Here is a 20,382-nt window from a genome sequence, read left to right as displayed (position 1 = left end):
CCGGACCGCCACGGTTATCGGGGCGCGGCGCCGTCAGACCTCGAGGACTTCGCCGATCGGACGCCGCGGAGTATCGGCGAGTGGCGCTGCGGTGCGGGAGCTCCAGCCGACCCGGACCATGGACTGCGGGTACGCGCAGTCGTGGAGCAGACCGGTCCGGATCTCCTGTCGGGTATCCAGCACACCGAGGGGTTCGGTCTGCACGCTGGTGGCCAAACCCAGACCGGTCGCGGTGAGCAGGAGCGCACTGGTGGCCTCCCCCGCCCGCAACTGTGCCCGCCGGTCGTCGCGGGTGGTGCCGACGACGAGCCACTGGGCGGCGTCGGGCTGGTCCACCGGATCGAGCAGGGTCGGGTCCGCGAAGGCGCGCACCGGGATCTCGCCCGCCGGGCGTGCCGCGGGAGCGTTCCGCGACGGCACACCGTCGCTGATCCGGTGATGTCCGCTCCAGCGGGCGATCTCCTCCTGGTATCGCTGGTCGGCGGCGTGCGCGGCGACCACGTGCCGCATGGGTGCGGCCAGGCGTGGCAGCAACGTTTCCGGGACCTGCCGGACGGCGGCGCCGCAGGCCGATACCTGCGCGGCCAGCGACCGGAGATGGCGGGCCGGGACCGGTCTGGGCAGGTAGTGACGCCGGTCGGTGCGGCGCAGCAGGATGGCGGCGGCCAGATCGATCTGCGCGTCGCCGGGCGGCCGGCGGGTGGTGTGAATGGTGGCGAGGTGGTCCGGGTCGCGCGGGTCGGGGCAGTAGTCCACGACGGAGGCCCAGCCGAGCGCGCCCAGCGCGGCGCGCATATGGTGCAGCGCGGCGCCACAGCTGACGACGAGCGAGCGCTGGTAGGGGTCGGTGACCGTCAGCTGACGGCCGGTATCGGCGAGGAGTTGGATACCGGTGGCGGTGGGCCGCCACCGCCAGGGCTGGGTGTTGTGGACGGACGGCGCTCGAACTGCCAGGCCGAGGGCAGTATCGGTGATCTCACGATCCGGGGTCGCGCAGGGCATTGTATTGCGTCCTTCCGGTTACGGGCGACGTGCAGATTTCACTGCTACGCGATCGCCGGGCGGCCACGCGGGCACGCCTATTACCCCACCGCGGCTCTGGCAGCGACGATGCCGCATGCCCGCGGTGGTGGATCTACCGCGACCCGAGGATAGACATTTCGCGGCTCTCGCGGCACCCGCGGCAGCCGGATTTGCCGGAAGGTATCCGAGTAGTGATCGCCCGCGCGGACCGAATCCTGCACTGAGCGCGGCGATCCGGATCCTGCCAGTCGAGAGAGATTCACACGGCGAATTTTTGTGATGTTCCACACATTATCGGACCGTTACCAGATGTTCGCCGTGCCCTGCTACCCGGGCTCGAGCGGACACGAACGGTCCGGTGCTGTTTCCCGCGCCGGATGCCGGGTAGATCGGCAGTACTCTGGCCTACTAGCCCTGGTGACCAGCTGTGACAGATGCGATACACCGAGGAAAGGGATGCACACCATGCTGCTACGCCGGCTTGCCCGCCCCCTACTGGCGAGTGCGTTCGTCGTCAACGGAGTCGAAACACTGATGCATCCGGAATCCCGGGTGAAGGAAGCATCGACTCTGGTCCACAAGGGGAAGGAGACGCTGCCCTCCGATATCGCGGGCAATCTGCCCGAAGATCCCAGCACGCTGGTGCGGGTCACCGCGGCGGTGCAGATCGCCGGGGGTGCGCTGCTGGCGCTGGGCAAGGCGCCGCGGCCCGCGGCGCTGGCGCTGGCCGCGACGGTGGTTCCGGCGACGGTCACCGAGCAGAATTTCTGGGCTGAGAACGACCCGGAGCGCCGGGCGGCCAAGCGGACGGCGTTCCTCAAGGATGTAAGCCTGCTGGGCGGCCTGATGATCGCCGCCTCCGATACCGCCGGCAAGCCCTCCCTGGGGTGGCGTGGACGCCGGGCCGCCCGCCGCGCCGCCGATACGGTCGGCGGTGCGCTCCCGGTCGGTTCGTCCGGCCGCGGTGGTACCGGTGAGGCCGTGCGACACCAGTTGCACCAGGCCGGCGAGAGGGGCCGGGGTCTGGCGAGTACCGCGGCGAGCCGGGGTGCGGAGCTGGCCGAAACAGCCCAGCAGCGCGGCCCGGTGTGGGCGGAAGCCGCGAAACAGCGGAGTGCCGATTGGGCCGATATCGCCAAGCACCGGGGTGCGGAATTGGCCGAGACCGCGCAGCACCGCGGTCCGGAATGGGCCGAAGCGGCCAAGATCCGCGCCGCGGAACTCGCCGACTACACCAAACACCGCAGCAACGAACTCGCCGGAACCGCGCAGCACCGCGGCCCCGAATGGGCCGAAGCGGCCAAGATCCGCGCCGCGGAACTCGCCGACTACACCAAACACCGCAGCAACGAACTCGCCGAGACCGCGCAGCACCGCGGCCCCGAATGGGCGGAGGCGGCCAAGCATCGCGCGGCCGGGCTCGCCGATTACACCAAACATCGCGGTGTCGAGCTCTCCGCCTCCGCGAAGGCGCAGCGTGCCGAGCTGGCGAAGACCAAGGCAAAAGCCAAGGCCAAGCGAGCCAAGGCCAAGAGTAGGAAATCCATCTTCCGCTGAGCACACCGCGAATCCGACGCTGCCCGGGCGCACCGCCCGGGCAGCGTCGCATCACATACCGGGGAATTCGAGGATCGGCGCCGGATAGTCGACCTGTAGCCGCCACGGCCGGTGGATCGCCCGGCCTTCGATCTCGGCGAGTTCGGGTACCCAGCGGCGCACATAGTCGCCGTGCGGGTCGTAGCGTTCGGCCTGACGCAGCGGATTGAGCACGCGGTTCGGGCGGGTGTCGTTCCCGGTTCCCGCGACCCACTGCCAGTTCAGCTGGTTGTTCGCGATATCCGCGTCGACCAGCCAGTACCGGAAGTGCCGGGCGCCGATTCGCCAGTCCACGCGCAGCGATTTGGCGAGGAAACTCGCGGTGATCAGGCGGGCCCGATTGTGCATCCAGCCCTGTGCGCGCAACTGCCGCATTCCGGCGTCGACGATCGGCAGACCTGTCCGTCCCGCGCGCCAGGCTTCGACCGCCTGCTCGTCTTCCCGCCAGCGGATTCCACGGTCACGGTAGTCCGCCCAGGCGGCGTCGGGCCGGGCGGCCAGGACCTGGTGGTGGAAATCCCGCCACGCCAGCTGCCGGACGAACGCCGCCGCGCCCTCGGTGGAATCGCCGGCCCGGCGAACCACCTCGGCGGGCGACAGACAGCCGAAATGCAGATACGGCGAGAGCCTGGAGGTGCTGTCCGCGGCCAGGTCGTCGCCGCCGTGCGCGTAATCGGCCATATTGTGGGAAATCCAGTCCCGCAGTATCTTCCGCCCCGTCGTCTCCCCACCGACGGACAGCTCCGGTGACGGTTCCCCGGCACCGATATCGCCCGGCTCCGGAAGCGATCCGGCCGGAATCCGCGGCAGTTCGAGGTGACGTGGCGCGCGCAGCGGGGTCCGGCGCCGGGCGTCGGTCCACTGCCGCAGATAGGGCGTGAAGACCGCGAAGTGGTCGCGACCGGCCGGGAGCAGATCGCCCGGTTCGACGACGGTGAGCGAGGCGCTGTGCACCCGCAGCTCGCGGCCGTCGCGGGCCAGACGGTCGCGCACTCGCTGCTCACGCTCGCGGCTGTAGGCGCTGAAGTCCGCGGCGATATGGACGACGGCCGCATCAGCGGCCGCCGCCACCCGCGCCACCTCCTCGGCGACATCCCCGGCGCGGACGATGAGCCGGCCACCGAGTTCGCGGAGTTCGTCGTCGAGTTCACCCAGGGCGGCCGCCAGGAAATGCGCGCGGTTGGGTGGGCACGCGCCGCCGGACAGGATGGCCTCGTCGAGAACGAAGAGCGGGGCCACCGTATCGGCTTCCCGATGCGCCGCGCTGAGCACCGGATTGTCCCGTACCCGCAGGTCGCGGGTGAACAGAGCGACCGCCGCCGTGGTCACGCGAACCAGACCAGGCAGAAGGTGTGTCCCACCGGATCGGTGTACACCCGGAATGCCTCATGCGCTTGCACGAACGTGGCGCCCAGCGCCAGGACGGCCGGTTCGGCGACCTCCACGTCACGGACCAGCACATCCAGGTGGAGCTGCTGCGAACCGGCCGGGTCCGGGAACCGCGGTGGTTCGTACTCCGGCGACAACTGGAACGCGAGGCGGCGACCCTGTGGGTCGACCATGGCCACCCAGGTGTCGTCGCTCTCCTCCTGTACTACCTCCCCGCCGAGCAATCCCAGATAGAACTCGGACAGTTTCCACGGATCCGGGCAGTCCAGCACCACTGTCCGCAATCCCTCTACGCCGTCGGCCACCATGGATCGGCCCTCCTTCCGAACGTGACAACGGTGTACGCGTACCCGGACGCACACCGGGAAAACCCGGGTGCCGTGCGCGCCGAGTGTAGGGCGGTGGCCCGAGCCCGGAGGGTAGGCGCGTCAGCGCGTCGGAGGGGGCACCGCCTCGTAGACCTCGCCGACGGCGCCCGCGAGCAGCCGGTCGGTCATCTCCTGCTTCAGCACGGTCAACCGGGCGTTCTCGGCCGGGTCACGATCGCGTCGCGCGCCGAGCTCGATGAACTCGGTGGTGACGAAGCCCGCGTCGCGCAGTTGTAGCGCGATGGTGCGCTCGCCATGGGTGAATTCCCATACGTAGCGGGCGAGCACGGGGCCGCGCTGGGCGGCCGCGAGGCCGGGATCCACGGTGAACCGGTCACCGGTGACCGCGCGCAACACCATCTCCACCGCGTCCCGCCCGCCCGGACCGGGGAACGCGGTGCGGACCGTGACCTCCCGCCGCTCGACCGCGCCGAGTAGCGACACAGCGTGGCGCATCGCGCAGTAAGCATGCGCGACCCCGCCCGGGAATTCGGGGCCGTGATACTTCATCAGGTCGGCGAACGAGAAATCGATCGGAGTACCGGCTTCGAGAACGGTCAGCATGTCTTCTTCTCTCTGTTCCTGGTGGCCCAGTGCAGCGCCGAATAGAGCAGTTGGGTGGCACCGGGCATGAATCCGGATCCGTGGTGGTACACCGGATCCATCGTGGTCACGAGCAGCTTTCCCGCGGTGGAGGTTTCGTCCAGGTAGAGGATCGAGCCGTCGCGGGTGCCTGCTTCGGTGTGCAGGTCGACCAGGCTCACCGCGCCCGCCGGCGGTTCCAGCACACCGTGGTAGTGCCAGATCACCGACCGGTCGGAGAAGAACTCCCACGCGGGATGATCGAGGGCGAGTTTCCGCAGCCGGTGATCCTCGCCGGTTCGCCACCACCAGAAAACGGTGGGCCGGACCTGTTCCCGGACTCCGGGCAGCCACTGCCCGGAGTCGTTCTCGCCGCATACGAGGACTGTCGCACCGCGTTCCAGACCGGCCAGGACAGTGCCCGTCCAGCGGCGCAGCAGGTCGGGCCGCAATCGGTCGGAAACCACGATCACCGCGGCCTCGGTGAGTTCGTCCAGAGCTCCGGTCCGCACGTGTACCGGGCGGATCCGGTAGGGCGCCAGCGCGGGATCGGCGAGGGTGGCCAGCTGGGCGTGGCTGCCGCCGTGCAGGAAAGCGATCCCGGTGGCCGGGGTGGGGTCATTCATCATCGGCCTCCAGCCAGCGCACGAGCTGGGTGTGCAGCCGGGCGGTACCGCGGTCGGCGGTGGCGAACTGCAACAGGTCGTTACCACCGTGTACCAGCACCCGGCCCGTGCCCAGCGGATAGTCGTAGTCGATCGGGGCGCGGGTGCGGCCGATAGTGTGCACGATCCGGGCGCTCTCCGGCAGGTCCGGGTAGCAGCCGCGACCGTAGAACCCGGCGACTCCGATCCGTTCCAGTTCCGCGAACGGGACCGGACCGCGGGTGCCGGTGTTGTAGAGGAACGAACGGGGATCGGTCCCGGCCCAGACCGGGTGTTCGGTCACCCGCGTCAACGCGAGGTCGCCCGGGTCGCGGTATTCGAGTTTGCGCCATTTCGTCAGACCTTCGAGGAAGAGCCGCTGCACATGGCCGTTCACCACGACCCGCCCGCCGCGTGCGACGAACGCGTCGAGCAGTGGTCGCTGTTCGGTCAGGTATTCCTGGTCCACGTCACCGGTCAGGTAGAGACCGGTGACCCCGGCGGTGCACTCCCCCGGCAGGTCGTACACGTCGATCTCGCGGAAACCACCGGCGACCTCTCCATTTCGCGGCGCCATCACCGCTTTCAGGACCGTCATCCGATCCCCCGCCCGAAATCGGGGACGGTCAGCCGCCGTATCGCACTGGGTGTCTCGATATCGGCGGTCACGATCGGTACGCCGTACATCTCCGACAGCAGTGCGCCGGTGAGCAGTTCACGAGTCGGGCCGATGCGCTGATCGTCCGGGGCCACCATCAGCATGGACCGTTCCGCTACGTGCAGCGCGTGATCGGGGTGATGGGTGGTCATGACGACCGCCATCCCCTCGTCGGCCAGTCCGCGGAGCACGGTCAGCACCTGTGCCTGGTTGCGCAGGTCCAGGGCGGCCGCGGGTTCGTCCAGGACGATGGTGGCGCATTCGGAGACCAGCGCGCGGGCGATGAGTACGAGCTGACGCTCGCCGCCGCTGAGCCCGGTGTAGTCGCGATCGGCCAGATATGACACACCCACCCGGCGCAGCGCTTCCCGGGACGCCGCGCGATCGACGGCCGTCGGAGTGCTGTAGATCTTCACCGTGCGGGCCCGGCCCATGAGCACGATATCGAGGACCGAGAACGAGAACACCACCGAATGGCTCTGCGGGACATAGCCCACCCCGCCGGAAACCTCGACCGATCCGGAGACCGGCCGCGTGAGACCCGACAGGCATTTGAGCATGGTGGTCTTACCGCGCGCGTTCGGTCCGAGCACGGCGAGCACTTCGCCCGCGCGGGCGCGCACCGATACATCGCGGAAGATCCACGGCCCTTTGGCGGAATAGCGGAAACACAGTGACCTAGCCTCGAGCATCGGCACCCCACAGGCGGGAACGATTGCGGATCAACAGCACCACGAAGAAGGGGGCGCCGATGATGGCGGTGAGGATGCCGATCGGGATCTCGGCCGTACTCAGGGTGCGTGAAAGCGTATCGATCACGGTGAGATAGGTGGCGCCGAGTAGTGCGCTGACGGGCAGCACTATCCGGTTGTCCGTACCGACCAGCATGCGCACCAGATGCGGTACGACCAGCCCTACCCAGCCGATCACCCCCGCCACCGATACCGAGCCCGCGGTGATCAGCGCGACGCAGAGCAGCAGGAAATTGCGCAGACGTGCGGGTTTCAGTCCCAGCGCGGTGGCATCCTCGTCGCCCATGGCGAGGATGTTGAGCCGCCAGCGCAGCGCGAGTACCACCACGCCCGCCGTGACGATCGGGATCGCCGCGGTCAGCACCTTGGTGTAGCTCGCGGTCGCCAGCGAGCCCATGAGCCAGAAGACGATCGAGGGCAGTTCGCTGTAGGGATCGGCGATATAGGTGATGAACGAGACCATCGCCTGGAACATCGCACCCACCACCGTGCCGCCGAGAATGATCATCAGCAGCGGCGCCCCGGGCACCGCCCGGGCGATCGTGACCACCAGCACCAGTGCCAGGACCCCGCCGAGGAAGGCTCCGCCGACCAGTGCCGCACCGCCGAAGCCGGCGAGCAGGATCAGCACGCCGCCGAAAGACGCGCCCGAGGACACTCCCAGTACCTGGGCGCTGGCCAGTGGATTGCGGAACACGGCCTGCATCACCGCGCCGGTGAGCGCGAGCCCGGCGCCGAGCAGGACCGCCAGCAGGACCCGCGGCAGCCGCACATCGAGTACCACGGTGCTCTCCTGCGGATACCACGTCTGTTCGAGCGGGAAGATCTGCCCCAGCAGAATTCGCACGATCTCGTTCGGCGGAACGGTGTAGCGCCCCACCGCCAGCGCGGCGATCGAAACGACCAGCAGCAGGAGGAAGAATCCCGGAATCGCCAGCAGCCGGCGATCGAAGCGCGCGCGGCGCGGCGCCGGAACTTCCGGCGCCGCGACCGCGACCGTGTCAGCGGCGGAACTGGTCATAACCCGCGGCGTCCTGGTTCAGGTCGAAACGCAGCACCTGATCGATCTCCTCGTCGGAGATGCGGTAGGCGAACAGATCGTCGAACGCGGCCCGGATCTCGTCGCGGAACTTCCCGTCGCGCGCACCCGGGTACAGGATCTGGTGCATCCACTGCCACATCAGCGGCGATTCGGCGCTGGGTACCTGCCAGCGGTAGCCGCCGAGCGGGGTTTTGTAGACCCGCTTGTTCTGCACCGCGCTGACGCTGGCCAGACGCGGATCGGCGTAGATATCGGCGGGGGTGCTCTCATCGAATCCGCTGAGCATGATGACCTCGGGATTCCAGGCCAGGATCTGCTCGGGGCTCACCTGCCCGGCATCGGAGACGAAACCCTTGGTCACCAGATCCGCGCCGACGAGGTCGAACTGGAAGCCGTCATAACCCTTCGGGCTGGTGGTGCTGTAGGTGTCACCGGCCCGGGACAGGATCATCGCTTTCGGCCGCGGCACCTGCTGCGCCGCCACCTGTGCGCGCATCTCGGACTGCTCGGTGTGCTGCCAGTCGACCAGTTCCTGTCCGCGCTCGGGTTTGCCCGCGATCTGTGCGAACAGGGTGATCCACTGTTCGAGATCGTCCTGGGTGCCGTACTTCAGGCCCACGACCGGGAAGCCCGCCGCCTCGATCGGCGCGGTGACATCGGGTCCGCGGTCGCCCCACTGCACCACGACATCCGGGTCGAGTTGTAGCAGGGTCTCCACATTGGGTACGAAGTCGTTACCCGCGACCACGGCCGATTCGGCCGATTCGGGGAACATGGTCGCGAACATCCCGCCCTTGTTGGCCGCCAGCGTGGACTGGTTGATGCCGACGATGCGGTCGTAGCCGCGGTCGACGGCGGCGAAGATCGACGGCGCCGGCATCACGGTGAACGCCACCTTGGCCGCCGGCCCGTCCAGTGCGACGGTTTCGCCGCGCTGATCCACGATGGACAGCGCGCCGGTAGTGGCCGCGTCCTCGGTCCGCGCTTCCCGGGTCGAGCACCCGGCGGTCAGCGCGAGGGCCCCGATCATGCCGGCGACCATCCATCGCCGTGGCGGCAAGCTCCGCTTCCATCGCCGTGCACGCTGCATATTCGATGCCATGCGCTCTACCGTCCTGCCTCTGAATCGTACAAACCGGATTCAGGTTAGCCTTACCTTTTAAACTGGTGTGAATCGGGGGCACCTCACTTATCAGCGCGTTCGCGCAGGATTCGGGCGGTCGCCTCGTCGGCGGGAAGGAAAGCTTCCAGATGCAGTTCGGCGAGAGTTACGTCGACGGCGGTGGCGAACGCGGAGATCATGGTGATCAGGCGTAACTCGCCCGCGGCGTTGCGAAGTCGCAGCGGTACCGCGAACCCGAGATGATCGGGGCCGAGATCCGGTGGCGGTAGATAACTTTCGAGTTCGGCGATCAGATCCTCCGCCACCGGGTCCGGCCTGCGATCCACCCTGTTCCGCAGACCCTCGGTGATATGCCGCCCCCACTCCGCGAGATTGACCACTCGCGGAGCCAGCCCCTCCGGATGCAGCGCCAACCGCAGGACGTTGAGCGGTGGCCGCAGCAACCAGGGCGCCGCGCCCTCGGTGAGCAGTCCGAAAGCGTCGTTCGCGGCGACCAGGACGCCGTACGGCTGCACGACCACCGCCGGATAGGGCATATGTCCGGCGAGAATGCCACGCAACGCCGAGCGGGCCGGGGCCAGCTCCGCCGCATCGAGCGGGGATTCGGGGAACACCGGCGCGTATCCGGCGGCCAGCAGCAGCCCGTTGCGCTCGCGCAGTGGCAGGTCCAGCGATTCGGCCAGCCGCACCACCATGACCCGTCCCGGCAGGGATCGTCCCTGCTCGAGAAAGCTCAGATACCGCTGGGTAGTCCCGGCCCGGATCGCCAGATCGAGCTGACTGACCCGGCACCGCAGCCGCCACTGCTTCAACTGCGCGGCGAAATCGGTCCGCGTCCCTGCCCTCGTCATCGGTGCAGTATCGGATGTGTACTCCGCCGCTGCCATTCCCTCCAGGGAATCGCGTACCGCCGCGCCGCGACACAGACTCGGTGCCATGAGCAACCTCTCCGACGAGCACGAACTGACCCGATTCGCCGACAGCTACATCGCCCTGTGGAACGAAGCCGACCCGCAATCCCGGCGTGAACTCCTGCGTGAGCTGTGGACCGACGACGGTGTACAGGTGCTGGTGAACCCGCCCCAGGGCATGCGGGAGGCGCTGGCCACCCTCGCCGTACCACTACCGTCGGTCGAGATCCGGGGCCGCGCCGCCATGGAAGGGCGGGTGCGCGCCGCGTACGAGATGTTCGTCGCGCCCGGCGAGAACGCGTTCGCGGTGGGTGGGCCCGCCGTCCGGCTCACGGGGAATCTGATCGGGCTCTCCTGGCTCATGGTCGCCACGAAAGACGGTGCGGTGGCGGGCGGCGGATACGACGTTCTCCTCGTCGACGGTGACGGCCGTATCCGCTGGGACCACCAGTACGTGGGTGTCTCCTAACCCCTACCTCCAGGCGGCCACGGTCGGCCCGGTGGTCCAGGAGGCCCACCGGGTTACTGTCGCTGCTCCGCCAGTTCGGCCGGCGGCGCGGGAGCGCTACCGGTGAGACCACCGGGCCACCACACCTTCGGGCCGACGAGGGCGAACAGCGCGGGAATCACCACGGTACGAACCAGGAACGTGTCGAGCACGATCCCGATTCCGACGATGATGCCGAGCTGGGTGAGCGTGATCAGCGGCAATACACCCAGAACGCAGAACACGGCGGCGAGTACGATTCCGGCGCTGGTGATCACCGCACCGGTCGCGGAGACCGCGCGCACCATACCGTCGACGGTGCCGTGGCCCGGCGTCTCCTCGCGCGCCCGGGTCACCAGGAAAATGGTGTAGTCGATACCCAGCGCCACCAGGAACAGGAAGGCGAACAGCGGCACGGTCGTATCCAGCGCGGGAAAACCGAAGAGGTGGGCGCTCACCAGACTGCCCAGACCCAGGGCCGCCAGCGCGCTCAATACGGTGACCCCTATCAACAGCACCGCAGCGGGCAGCGCACGCAGCAGCACCAGCAGCACTGCGAACACCACCACCAGGATGAGCGGTATCACCAGCAGTTGATCGTGCCGGGCCGCGTCGCGGGTGTCGAGTGCTTTCGCGTCGCTACCACCCACCATGGCCTCGGCGCCGGGAATTCCGGACAGCGTCGTACGCAACTGTTCGATCGTGGTGTAGGCCCCCTCGGATTCGGGGGCTGCCGCGAGGGTGACCATCCACCGGTCCACCCCGTTGTGACTACCGGCGGGCATTACACCGGAGACACCCGGCGTGGTCTCCAGCGCGGGCCGGACCGCCGCTGCAGCGCTGTGCTCGGTGAGAACGACGGTCGGATCGGAAGCGCCGGAGGGGAAATGGGTGGCCAGGGTGTCGAGCCCGTCGACCGATTCGGCCCGTACCCGGAACTGCTCGGTCTGCGACAGCCCGATATCCGCGCCGGTCAGTCCCGCCGCGAAGACGAGCAGCAGCGCGATCGCCCCGCCGGCGACCACGGCTGGGCGGGCCACCACCCGGGTCGCGATCCGATGCCACACCCCATGGGCCGCGGTACCGTCGGCACTCGCGCGGGGCACGAAGGGCCAGAAGATCTTCCGGCCGCACAGAGCCAGGGCCGGCGGTAGCGCCAGCAGGACGAAGACCACCGCGACCAGCAGTCCGGCGGCCGCCATGAGTCCGAGTGAACGGGTGTTGGGCAGTGTCGCGAGCAGCAGCGTGCAGAGCGCGAGCACCACGGTCACATTGCTGGCGAGAATCGCCGGACCGGCGCGGCGGACGGCCTCGCGCAGCGCGTCGCGGTGATCACTGTGACCGTGCAACTCGTCGCGATAGCGCGAGACGAGCAGCAGTGCGTAGTTGGTCCCCGCACCGAAGACCAGCACGCTGGTGATACCCGAGGTGGACCCGTCGAAGGAGAGGTCGGTGATTCGGGCGAGCGCCGTGCCGATACCGGTCGCGGTCCGGTCGGCCAGGCCGATGACCAGCAGCGGCACCAACCAGAGCACCGGGGAGCGATAGGTGATGATCAGCAGCAGCGCGACCACCAGCGCGGTGACGGCCAGCAGGGTCACATCCGCGCCGGCGAAGGAGTCGGCGATATCGGCGCCGAACGCCGGACCACCGGTGATCTGCACCGTGAGCCCGGGTGGCGCGTATTGCGCGGCCGATTCGCGCAGCCGATCGATCTCGGTGGTGAGGTCCTCGCCGCTCAGTTCCGATGAGACCGTCGCGCGACCGAGCGCCGCCTTGCCGTCCGGCGCGACCATGAGCGCGTCCCCACCCGCACCGGAGACCTCCTGGACGGTTTTCGCGGCGGCGGTGCGGTCGGATTCGGTCAGGTCGGCGCCATCGGTCCGGGTGATCACCAGGATCGCGGGCGCGTCGCGGCCGCCCGGGAATTCCGCCACCGCGGCCGCCACCTGCGCGGCCTCGGAGTTCTGCGGTAGCGAGGTCGGTGCCTGCCCGGCGTCGTCGTTCGCGCCGACGCCGACGATCACCGCGCAGGCGGCGGCGAGAACGGCGAGGAGCAGTACCCATGAGCGGCGGCCGGTGACCACGGCGGCGAAGCGTTCCCAGGCATTCACACGGGAAACTATTTCAGAAACTGAAATAGTTGGCAATTCCCGCATCCCCGGCACCTACACTCTTGCGAGCGGGATCAGGGAAAGGACGTCGCAGGTGACACACGAACCATCGGAGGGCACGGGCACCGGGAGCCGGGAGCACGCCGAAACCGAGATCGCCACCGATATCCGCGCGCTCACCGCCGTCTCCGAACAGATCGGGCATCTCTTCGCCCATTCGCACTCGCTGCGAAGCAACGATTTCCGCGCGCTCATGCATATCGCCACCGCCGAAGCCGAGGGCCGGCCCCTCACCGCCGGGCAGTTGCGCGAACTCATGGGGCTGTCCCCGGCGGCGATCACGTACCTGGTGGAACGGATGATCGTCTCCGGCCATATCCACCGCGAAACCGATCCCGGGGACCGCCGACGAGTACTGCTGCACTACTCCGACCACGGCATGTCGGTGGCCGGCGAATTCTTCCATCCGCTGGGCCTGCGCACGCGCTCGGCACTGGCGGAGTTGCCCACGGCCGATCTCGCCGCCACCCATCGGGTGCTCTCCGCTGTCGTCTCCGCGATGCGCGACCACCATCTCGCGCTCACCCAGCAGTCGGCCGGTGGGTAGCCGATCCGGCGAGCTGCGAAACTTCTGGCGCATAGTGCCGCATGCGCGGGGTACGACGCCCAGCGACCCGCGGTCGACCAGCATCTGATTGCCCCGGCTCCGCGCGGGTATACGCCCGGGCAGACAGGAGGTGTGTCATGCCGAAGGAATGGACCGACAAACAGGAACGGCAGTACGAGCACATCAAGGACTCGGCGAAGGATCGAGGAGTCGGCACCGAGCGGGCAAAGGAAATCGGTGCACGGACCGTCAACAAGAACCGCGCCCAGTCCGGCCAGTCCAAGACCGCCAGCCGCTCCTCGACCCGCGATATCTCGCCGCAGCGCCGTGGCGGGCTCCGCTCGGGCACCGACAAGCCCAAGGGCCGCACCCGCGACCAGCTGTACAACGAAGCGAAGAGCCGCAATATCAAGGGCCGCTCGAAGATGACGAAGAACCAGCTGGCCGAGGCGCTGGGCCGGTCATAGGCCGCGCGCAGCGGCGCGCTTGTCGTCGCCGGGCACCGGAACCGATCGGCGCCGCCGGGTGAGTCCCCGGCGGCGCCGATCTCGCCGCGTACGCGAGGCCGCGGCCGACTGCCGCCCAGTACCACCACCAAGCGGCGGGGCAGCCCGAGCCGACCGGCCAGCGCGGTCGCCGCGACCGGATCGGGTGGAGCGACGATCGCCCCGAGGACGACGGCCGCGGCCACCGGCAGACCCGGGAACCATGCGTGGAACACGGCGGCGACCGCCGCCGTGGTCGCCAGGACCAGTCCGACGGCCCGCAGCACGATGGGTTCCCAGCTCTCCGCGAACTGCCGCCACGAGGTGCGCCGGGCCGCCGCGTACAGCAGCGGGGCCAGGACGAGCGGCAGGATCAGATGCGGCGGCACCGCGATCTGCGGAACGAACGGGACCAGTGCCAGAGCGCAACCGAACAGCGCAATCAGGACCGCGGACGCGACACCGATCCGCCGCCCGATCGCCTCGGCGAGTACCGCGGCGAACAGGATCACGAATGTCAGCACCAACTGGTCCATGACCGTCCAGTCTGCTGCCATCGCGCCGTCCAGGGAACGCAGAATGCCGGGACGCGCCGTACCGGCCGGGGCCGGTGCCGCTGCGACCGAGAGCCCCACCGGGCTTTCGGCTACCGGATATCGGATGAGCGCGGATGTTGCCCGCAATACTCCGTTATCGGCAATCCCGGCCGAGAGCTCCACCGGATGCGGCGAGCGCGCACGGTCGGGCGGCTGGTACCGCGTGGGCGCGGCGAGGTGATCACGCGGCGATTCCGGGAGGCGACCCGATGCGACCGGCGAGCGGCCGGAACCCCGGAGGACGCGCCCACCTTCGCTTGGGGCTCGAACGACCTGTCCCCCAGGCTATCTCGCGGCAATTCCGAAACCACACGAATTGTTGTCCCGGCGAACGAGTTCGAGGCACACTTTAGGAGACGACGTTCGACGCGCCGATCGAACGCGGGGGCGAGGACACCGGATATGAGAATCAAGCCGCGGCAACAGCTGCTGGACCTGTGGCGGGCCGTGCTGGCCTGTTCCTACCGGGACGACACATGGAGCTGGGGCGGCCGGGACGGCACCAATTCGATCAGCGACGCCGAACAGTTGCTGTGCCTGCTGTATCCGGCGACCGAACTCGACGCCTTCGCGCTGGATCAACCCGACGATATGGCGACCGATGCCCGGCGGGCACTCGACCCGTTCGGTGAGGAAACCCGTATCGGCGGCGCACTGGTGGGGCTGCTCGAGGATTATCTGCGGCGCTACACCGGACCCGACGGTCAACCGGACTTCGCGGCCGGCTCCTATCTCCGCGCGGCCGGCGATCGCCGGCCGACCGACGCCCAGCTCGCCCTGGAGATCGTCGACTCCTATTCCATGTCGCTGAGCCTGTGTATCGCCGCACTGCGCTTCCTGCGTGGCTTCCAGCGGTTCGTGGGCGGTGAGGTCCGGCGTGAAGCGCGGCAGTTGAGCGAACGTATCCCGCTGGTCATCGACGCGGTCGGTATGCGCCTCACGGGGGCGATGGCGGGTCTGGTGCGCAGTTTCGTCATCCACACCCCCGAGCCGAAATCCGAGGCCGGGCAGGCGATCCTGCATATGATCAACCAGAACCACGCCCCCACCGACGAGGTGATCCGCCGGTTGTCGGCACGGCTGGAGCGGTTGCGGGTGCAGGCGGCGAACGAGGTCCGTCTCAGCCAGGCCACCGAGGTCGATGTCGCCGACGACGAGCGACTGTTCGAATGCGGCTGGGGCTGGGGCATCGTGCGCACCGCCGAACCCATCGAATTCGTACCCGGCGGCGCCGGGCAGGCAGCCGGACATGCCGAGCCCCGCCCCTACCTGTACTTCACCGCCGTCGCCCTGGACGGCATCATCGACCTCTCCTCGCAACGTATCCGGGAACTGGACCTGCTGACCGACGAACAGCGCAAACTCGCCGACGCCCTGCAGCTGCGGTTCGAGCTCGCCCGCAACTACTGGTCGACGGTGGCCCGTTTCGGCGGCGGCCGCTGGCCACTGGAAGATATTCCGTGGCGCACGTCCGACGGCGAGGAATCGGACTATTTCAGTCTGACCGTCACCGCCATCCTCATCCAGGACCTGGTCTACCGGGACAGCACCGAGGATCTGGCCCGGACAGTGGCCGTATTCGATCAGCTGGCGCGCCGCGCCCGGATCACCAGCCGCCTCACCGCCGGGGACGCGGCCGCGGTGCTGCACTACCCGGGTGTCCGGCTGGGTCTGGCCGGTAGCGAGGACATCGGCGGTGGCCCCACCCTGGAATGGTATGTCCCGGATTTCGTGACGATGATGCTCAAACGGTGCTTGCAGGCGGCGCGCCTGCGCACCGATGTCGACACCCGCGACCAGTTGATGGCCCTCGCCGAAGCCGCCATGGATCATCTCGACCGGCGAATCCAGCGTGACGGCCCGGCGGCCGGACTCTGGGACGACCCGGCGGCCCTGCTCGGGCCGGCGCTCCCGGTTCCCGGCGGCCCGTCCTGGTTCGTCACCGAACGGGTGATGGAATGCCTGGTGATCGCCTACGACACCTTCCGCGAACCACCGCTGGCCCCCGCGACCATGGTCGCTCGCGCGGTCGATCTGCTGAGCGAGGCCGAACATCTGCTCAACCAGGAGGAGCTCGAGGTCGGCGGGGATTATCTGACTCCGAAACAGGCTGCCGTCAACCGTATCCGGCAGTCGCTGGACCGGGCGCGCGGTGTACTGCACGAACGTCCCGGCACCGCCTACAGTCTGGCCACGCAGGCGCTGATCCAGCTCGACGAACTGGCGTACGCGCGCCAGGACGCGACGCGGTGAGGGTGGCGTAGGTGCTGGTTTTCTCCACTTCCGACAAGGGCGGTACCGGTCGTTCGGTGACCAGCTGCAATCTCGCGTACCGGTTGTGCATGTCGGGTCGCAATGTCGCCTATGTGGACTTCGATTTCGGATCGCCCACCGCAGGGGCGCTGTTCGAGATCAGCACGGTCGAACGCGGTATCACCGACGGCGGTGTGCACTCGTATCTGCTCGGTCAGACCGGTACGGCGGCCCGGGTCGATATCGGCACGGCCACCGACCGTGCGGAACTCAAACGGGTGGCGCCCCGCTCCGGCCGGCTGGTCCTGTTCCCGGGCGACGAGGGTGGTGCCGAATTCCTCACCGCCGACGACGCGGTGGTGACGCGATGCGCGGAACTGCTGGTGGCTCTGGAACAGGAGTTCCGGGTCGTGTTCGTCGATCTGAGTGCGGGCCGGTCGGTCGCCTTGGAGATCGCCCTGCAGGCGACCGCGCTCCCGCAGCTGCGCCGCCGGACCGCGCGCTGGCTGATCTTCCATCGCTGGACGCGCCAGCACATCCTGGCCGCCGCCGGTCTGGTCTACGGACCGCACGGTCTCCTGCAGACCGGTGCCGCCTGCGGCCACGACCCCGACGAACTGCTCGGCTCGACCCGCTATATCCGTACCGCCGTCCCGGCCGCGAATTCGCATCTCACCGCGCAGCGCGCGGCCCAGGCGGCATGGTTGCAGGAGCAGGATGTCGCGCTGCGACGGCTGGCCACCGCCAACCGACTCGGCGCGACCGCCGTACTGGGCGCCACACCGATGGAGCCGGTGCTGCAGTGGCGCGAACAGTTGATCCTCGACAGCGATGTCAACGCCCACATCGCCAACCACGAAACCGCGCAGGCCTACACCGAACTCGCGCGCCGCCTCGTGGATGTCGCCAGCTGGGAGAGGCTCTAGATGCGGGAAAGGCAGGTCTACACCGAGGCCACCGAACAGCCCTGGGTCGCCCCGGTTCCCTTGTCCCATCTGTCGATCGAGGTCGGACACTTCTATCTCAACGATCTACTCGGCGATCTCGAGCGGGTGAAGGAGGAGTTCCGCCGGATCGTGCCGCTGGTCGCGGCGTTCACCGAATCGGCCCGGGTCCGGTTCGGTCCGCAGGTCCGGGTCAGCACCTGTTATCTGATCGACGACTATTTCCAGCCCGATACCGATCCGGCGGAAGTGCTGGGCAAATTGCTCACCGCCGCCACCGAATCCGGACTCACCATCGATTATCTCGCGCGCGAATCGGGCTGCTGGCAGACCTCGCAATTCGTGGACGGGGTCCCGCTGGGCGAGCCGATACCGATGGCCGAGATGGTGGCCGCGCGGATCGTCGCCGAACCGGCGCCGCCCGATACCGGACGCCGGCCACCGACTGCCCAATCGGGCTGGCTGTGCAACGGCCGCCGGTCCTCCGAACACGAACCGGCCCAGGCCATGCGCGGCCGCAACTACGAACCACCCGAAGAGTTCGGGCGCCGTGAACACTCGATCTTCCTCGATGTGCAGTTGTGGAGCACCCAGGTCGCCGACGGCGTCACGGTGACCCGCTGGTCGTGCCCGTTCCTGGCCGCGGTCTGGCATCTGCTGCGGTTGGGAATGCTGCGGTATCACGGTGCCGCCGTGGTGGATCCGCAACAGTGGAACGGTGAACCGTGGCCACGCCGCTGGCACGAGGTACCGCCGGTGGTGCAGCTGAACCCGGAGGCGGCGCCGTTCGCGGCCTACCAGACCCTGTCGATGCTGCCCAAACGCTATCTCGGTATCGAACACGCGGTGCGGCTGGTGCTCGATCATCTCGACCTGGACGAGGACGTGCTCGCGCAGACCATCACGGCCGGGGCCGCCGAAGAGGTGGTCGTACCGCGCAAGATCAGCGAGCGTTTGTCCCACCTGCTGCTCGACGGGTCCTGATATGGCCGCGACCGCGCCCCTGGTCGTCCTCGGTGAGGTACGCACCTGCCTACTACCGTCGGCCACGGCGCTCACCCGCGCCGAGGCCGGTGACCTCCTCGCGCTGCTGCCCGGCTGCGGGGTGCGCTGGCGGGAACGACCCGGCACGCTGGGCCTGTCCCCGACCACCGCGGTCGGCGTCGATTGTGATCTGCGGCTGGGTGAGCAGAACGCCCGGATCGTCGGTACCGTCGCGACCAGTCTCGCGCTGGCCGGCGGCCGGGTGCTGCAGTCCTCGGCCCGCACCCGCGTCGTGCGGGGCGCCGAGCGCCGCCGCCAGACCTGGTCGCACTACATCAGCCAGAAGGGGGTCACCGAGGTCGTCACCCGGATTCCCGAACGGATGGCCGCCGGAACCGGTCTGGCCGACGGCTATCTCGCCGCCGCGCCGCTCCCCGGGTCGGCCCCGCTGGACCTGGCATCCATCAGTGAACGCCTGCTGGCCCGGGTACGCGCCGATTCCCGGCTGGACCAGAGCCCGCCGGTGCAGGCGGGCACCACCAGGTTGCGCTGGACAGCCCGGGTCGGCGGCAGCAGCGGTCCGGCGGCCACCCTGCACATGGACGACGACACCGTCCGCTCGGTGCGATTGATCGTGCGCGACGAAGTGGATCTGGTAGCAGCGCAACGGTTCTGCGAGGATCTGGCCGCCCATGACTGGTTGCTGACCGTCCTGGCGGATGTGCTCGACGAAGCCGACCGATTCGCCCCGCACAGCCGCGAGCGGATCGATATCCTGGCGCCCGCCCTCGAACATCTCGCCGGACTGTGGATGCCGGGTGCGCACACACCGCCGGTGCTGCGCGCGCTGTGGAAGGATCTGCAGAACGATCCGGGTTTCTCCCGGCAGTGGAACACGCTCGTCGGCCGGTTACGCGACAATATCGCGGTCGCCACCCTTTCCGCGTTGCGGCACAAGATCTTCGACGCGGAGTGGTGAGATAGCCCGGCTACATCCGGAACCATTTGCGGACCAGCAGCGCGAAGAACACCGACATCGATACCGCACCGGTCCAGGCCTCGATCACGAACAGCACCCGCACGGCACCGTGTAGGTCCCGGGTATCACCGGGGCCCGGCGGATTCAGGAACCCGGTCACACCCATGTAGATCGTATCGGCGGGCGGTTGACCGCTGTCCAGCAACAGTGCCACCCCGGTGAAGAGCAGCATCTGCAACACCACCCAGCCCAGCAGCCACGACGGCCTGAATCCGTGACCGCACAGGAGGTAGGACCCCTGCCCGGCCCACCGCCGGACCCCGCGTGGCAGCGCGCGCGTATTCGAGCGGGCGAGCTGCAGGCCGCAGCGATCTTCTGCTTCGTCGTCCTCGTTCACCCGGTACAGCGCCATGGCGCGACGGAAGGCCAGAGCCGCGTGGGTGGCCAGGCCCACCACCGAGAGCTGCGCGCCGATCGTTTCGTATTCCTCGGCCAGCAGGGTGTTCTGGCGGGCGCTGAGCCGCAGCGGACCGCGGAATTCCACTTCCGCCGCCATGAGCGCGGCGAGCACGGCGCTGGGCACCCGCCAGCCCTCTTCGTCCGTATTCGGATCGCGGGCCGCGCCGTAGAGATGCGGGAACACCAGGGTGTCGGAGTGACGGCGCCGCGCACTGGGCGGGTCGTAATCGTCGAGGACCGCCTCGACGTGCACAGCGAAGGAGTCCAGTGACATCCGCTCGGGGTGCTCGCCGGCATCCAGTTCGGCGGTGTAAGCCGCTGCGTGCCGGGCGATCCGGGTGGAGACCGACGCCACGAACGGCGAGATCTCGCCCATACGGGCCAGT

Annotated in this window: 20 protein-coding genes; 7 read left to right on the top strand and 13 right to left on the bottom strand. The window is 68.7% G+C overall.

What is annotated here, in order from left to right; all coding sequences use genetic code 11:
* Positions 1–33: 33 nt before the first annotated feature.
* Positions 34–1,002, bottom strand: coding sequence for an Acg family FMN-binding oxidoreductase (locus IEY68_RS19150; protein ID WP_058853720.1), 969 nt, complete (start codon positions 1,000–1,002; stop codon positions 34–36).
* Between the two features lie 486 nt (positions 1,003–1,488).
* Here IEY68_RS19150 and IEY68_RS19145 point away from each other — a divergent pair, with 486 nt between their 5' ends.
* Positions 1,489–2,580 carry a DoxX family membrane protein gene (locus IEY68_RS19145; protein ID WP_062998664.1) on the top strand — a complete coding sequence of 364 codons (1,092 nt, stop codon included), beginning with the start codon at positions 1,489–1,491 and terminating at the stop codon, positions 2,578–2,580.
* Between the two features lie 51 nt (positions 2,581–2,631).
* Here IEY68_RS19145 and IEY68_RS19140 read toward each other — a convergent pair whose 3' ends face one another.
* From IEY68_RS19140 to IEY68_RS19100, 9 genes are all read right to left on the bottom strand, one after another.
* Positions 2,632–3,948 carry a cryptochrome/photolyase family protein gene (locus IEY68_RS19140; protein WP_058853719.1) on the bottom strand — a complete coding sequence of 439 codons (1,317 nt, stop codon included), beginning with the start codon at positions 3,946–3,948 and terminating at the stop codon, positions 2,632–2,634.
* A complete protein-coding gene (locus IEY68_RS19135) occupies positions 3,945–4,316 on the bottom strand; it encodes a VOC family protein (protein WP_058853718.1) in 372 nt (123 codons plus the stop codon). The genes IEY68_RS19140 and IEY68_RS19135 overlap by 4 nt, the downstream gene beginning before the upstream one ends.
* A 120-nt stretch (positions 4,317–4,436) precedes the next feature.
* Positions 4,437–4,940 carry a hypothetical protein gene (locus tag IEY68_RS19130; protein ID WP_058853717.1) on the bottom strand — a complete coding sequence of 168 codons (504 nt, stop codon included), beginning with the start codon at positions 4,938–4,940 and terminating at the stop codon, positions 4,437–4,439.
* Complete coding sequence (locus IEY68_RS19125) at positions 4,934–5,587, bottom strand: hypothetical protein (protein ID WP_229718862.1); 654 nt, start codon at positions 5,585–5,587, stop codon at positions 4,934–4,936. The genes IEY68_RS19130 and IEY68_RS19125 overlap by 7 nt, the downstream gene beginning before the upstream one ends.
* Complete coding sequence (locus IEY68_RS19120) at positions 5,577–6,200, bottom strand: hypothetical protein (protein WP_058853715.1); 624 nt, start codon at positions 6,198–6,200, stop codon at positions 5,577–5,579. The genes IEY68_RS19125 and IEY68_RS19120 overlap by 11 nt, the downstream gene beginning before the upstream one ends.
* The gene (locus IEY68_RS19115) at positions 6,197–6,952 is read right to left on the bottom strand and encodes an ABC transporter ATP-binding protein (protein WP_058853803.1); all 756 of its coding nucleotides are present in this window, start codon (positions 6,950–6,952) and stop codon (positions 6,197–6,199) included. The genes IEY68_RS19120 and IEY68_RS19115 overlap by 4 nt, the downstream gene beginning before the upstream one ends.
* Positions 6,939–8,033, bottom strand: a complete 1,095-nt coding sequence (locus IEY68_RS19110) for a FecCD family ABC transporter permease (protein WP_058853714.1) — start codon at positions 8,031–8,033, stop codon at positions 6,939–6,941. The genes IEY68_RS19115 and IEY68_RS19110 overlap by 14 nt, the downstream gene beginning before the upstream one ends.
* On the bottom strand, positions 8,014–9,084 hold the full coding sequence (locus IEY68_RS19105; protein ID WP_189094369.1) for an ABC transporter substrate-binding protein: 1,071 nt from the start codon (positions 9,082–9,084) through the stop codon (positions 8,014–8,016). The genes IEY68_RS19110 and IEY68_RS19105 overlap by 20 nt, the downstream gene beginning before the upstream one ends.
* A 155-nt stretch (positions 9,085–9,239) precedes the next feature.
* Positions 9,240–10,028 (bottom strand): helix-turn-helix domain-containing protein, encoded by a 789-nt coding sequence (locus IEY68_RS19100; RefSeq protein ID WP_058853801.1) that lies wholly within the window; start codon positions 10,026–10,028, stop codon positions 9,240–9,242.
* 85 nt (positions 10,029–10,113) lie between these two features.
* Here IEY68_RS19100 and IEY68_RS19095 point away from each other — a divergent pair, with 85 nt between their 5' ends.
* Entirely contained in the window at positions 10,114–10,557 is a 444-nt protein-coding gene (locus IEY68_RS19095) for a hypothetical protein (RefSeq protein WP_058853713.1), read from the top strand.
* Positions 10,558–10,610: 53 nt separating this feature from the next.
* Here the strand turns inward: IEY68_RS19095 and IEY68_RS19090 are convergent, their stop codons facing one another.
* Positions 10,611–12,734: an MMPL family transporter gene (locus IEY68_RS19090; protein ID WP_082681172.1), complete on the bottom strand. Its 2,124-nt coding sequence runs from the start codon at positions 12,732–12,734 to the stop codon at positions 10,611–10,613.
* A gap of 49 nt (positions 12,735–12,783) precedes the next feature.
* Between IEY68_RS19090 and IEY68_RS19085 the strand changes: the two genes are divergently transcribed.
* Positions 12,784–13,296, top strand: coding sequence for a MarR family winged helix-turn-helix transcriptional regulator (locus IEY68_RS19085; RefSeq protein ID WP_189094368.1), 513 nt, complete (start codon positions 12,784–12,786; stop codon positions 13,294–13,296).
* Here IEY68_RS19085 and IEY68_RS36320 read toward each other — a convergent pair.
* Positions 13,271–14,464, bottom strand: a complete 1,194-nt coding sequence (locus tag IEY68_RS36320) for a cation:proton antiporter domain-containing protein (RefSeq protein WP_229718861.1) — start codon at positions 14,462–14,464, stop codon at positions 13,271–13,273. The two genes, IEY68_RS19085 and IEY68_RS36320, sit on opposite strands and share 26 nt — an antisense overlap.
* A gap of 315 nt (positions 14,465–14,779) precedes the next feature.
* Between IEY68_RS36320 and IEY68_RS19075 the strand changes: the two genes are divergently transcribed.
* Genes IEY68_RS19075 through IEY68_RS19060 form a run of 4 tightly spaced genes read left to right on the top strand, consistent with a single transcriptional unit; the run spans position 14,780 to position 19,537 of the window.
* Positions 14,780–16,630, top strand: a complete 1,851-nt coding sequence (locus IEY68_RS19075; protein ID WP_058853711.1) for an SCO2524 family protein — start codon at positions 14,780–14,782, stop codon at positions 16,628–16,630.
* Between the two features lie 11 nt (positions 16,631–16,641).
* Positions 16,642–17,556 carry an SCO2523 family variant P-loop protein gene (locus IEY68_RS19070; RefSeq protein ID WP_058853710.1) on the top strand — a complete coding sequence of 305 codons (915 nt, stop codon included), beginning with the start codon at positions 16,642–16,644 and terminating at the stop codon, positions 17,554–17,556.
* Entirely contained in the window at positions 17,557–18,558 is a 1,002-nt protein-coding gene (locus IEY68_RS19065) for an SCO2522 family protein (RefSeq protein ID WP_058853709.1), read from the top strand.
* A gap of 1 nt (position 18,559) precedes the next feature.
* Positions 18,560–19,537 (top strand): SCO2521 family protein, encoded by a 978-nt coding sequence (locus tag IEY68_RS19060; protein ID WP_058853708.1) that lies wholly within the window; start codon positions 18,560–18,562, stop codon positions 19,535–19,537.
* Positions 19,538–19,547: 10 nt separating this feature from the next.
* Here IEY68_RS19060 and IEY68_RS19055 read toward each other — a convergent pair whose 3' ends face one another.
* Positions 19,548–20,372, bottom strand: coding sequence for a hypothetical protein (locus IEY68_RS19055; protein WP_058853707.1), 825 nt, complete (start codon positions 20,370–20,372; stop codon positions 19,548–19,550).
* Positions 20,373–20,382: the final 10 nt, after the last annotated feature.

Origin of the sequence: Nocardia jinanensis (assembly GCF_014645735.1) — a bacterium.
GTDB lineage: Bacteria > Actinomycetota > Actinomycetes > Mycobacteriales > Mycobacteriaceae > Nocardia > Nocardia jinanensis.
The sequence above is the reverse complement of the archived record's forward strand: the minus strand, read 5'-3'. Positions and strand labels throughout refer to the sequence as shown.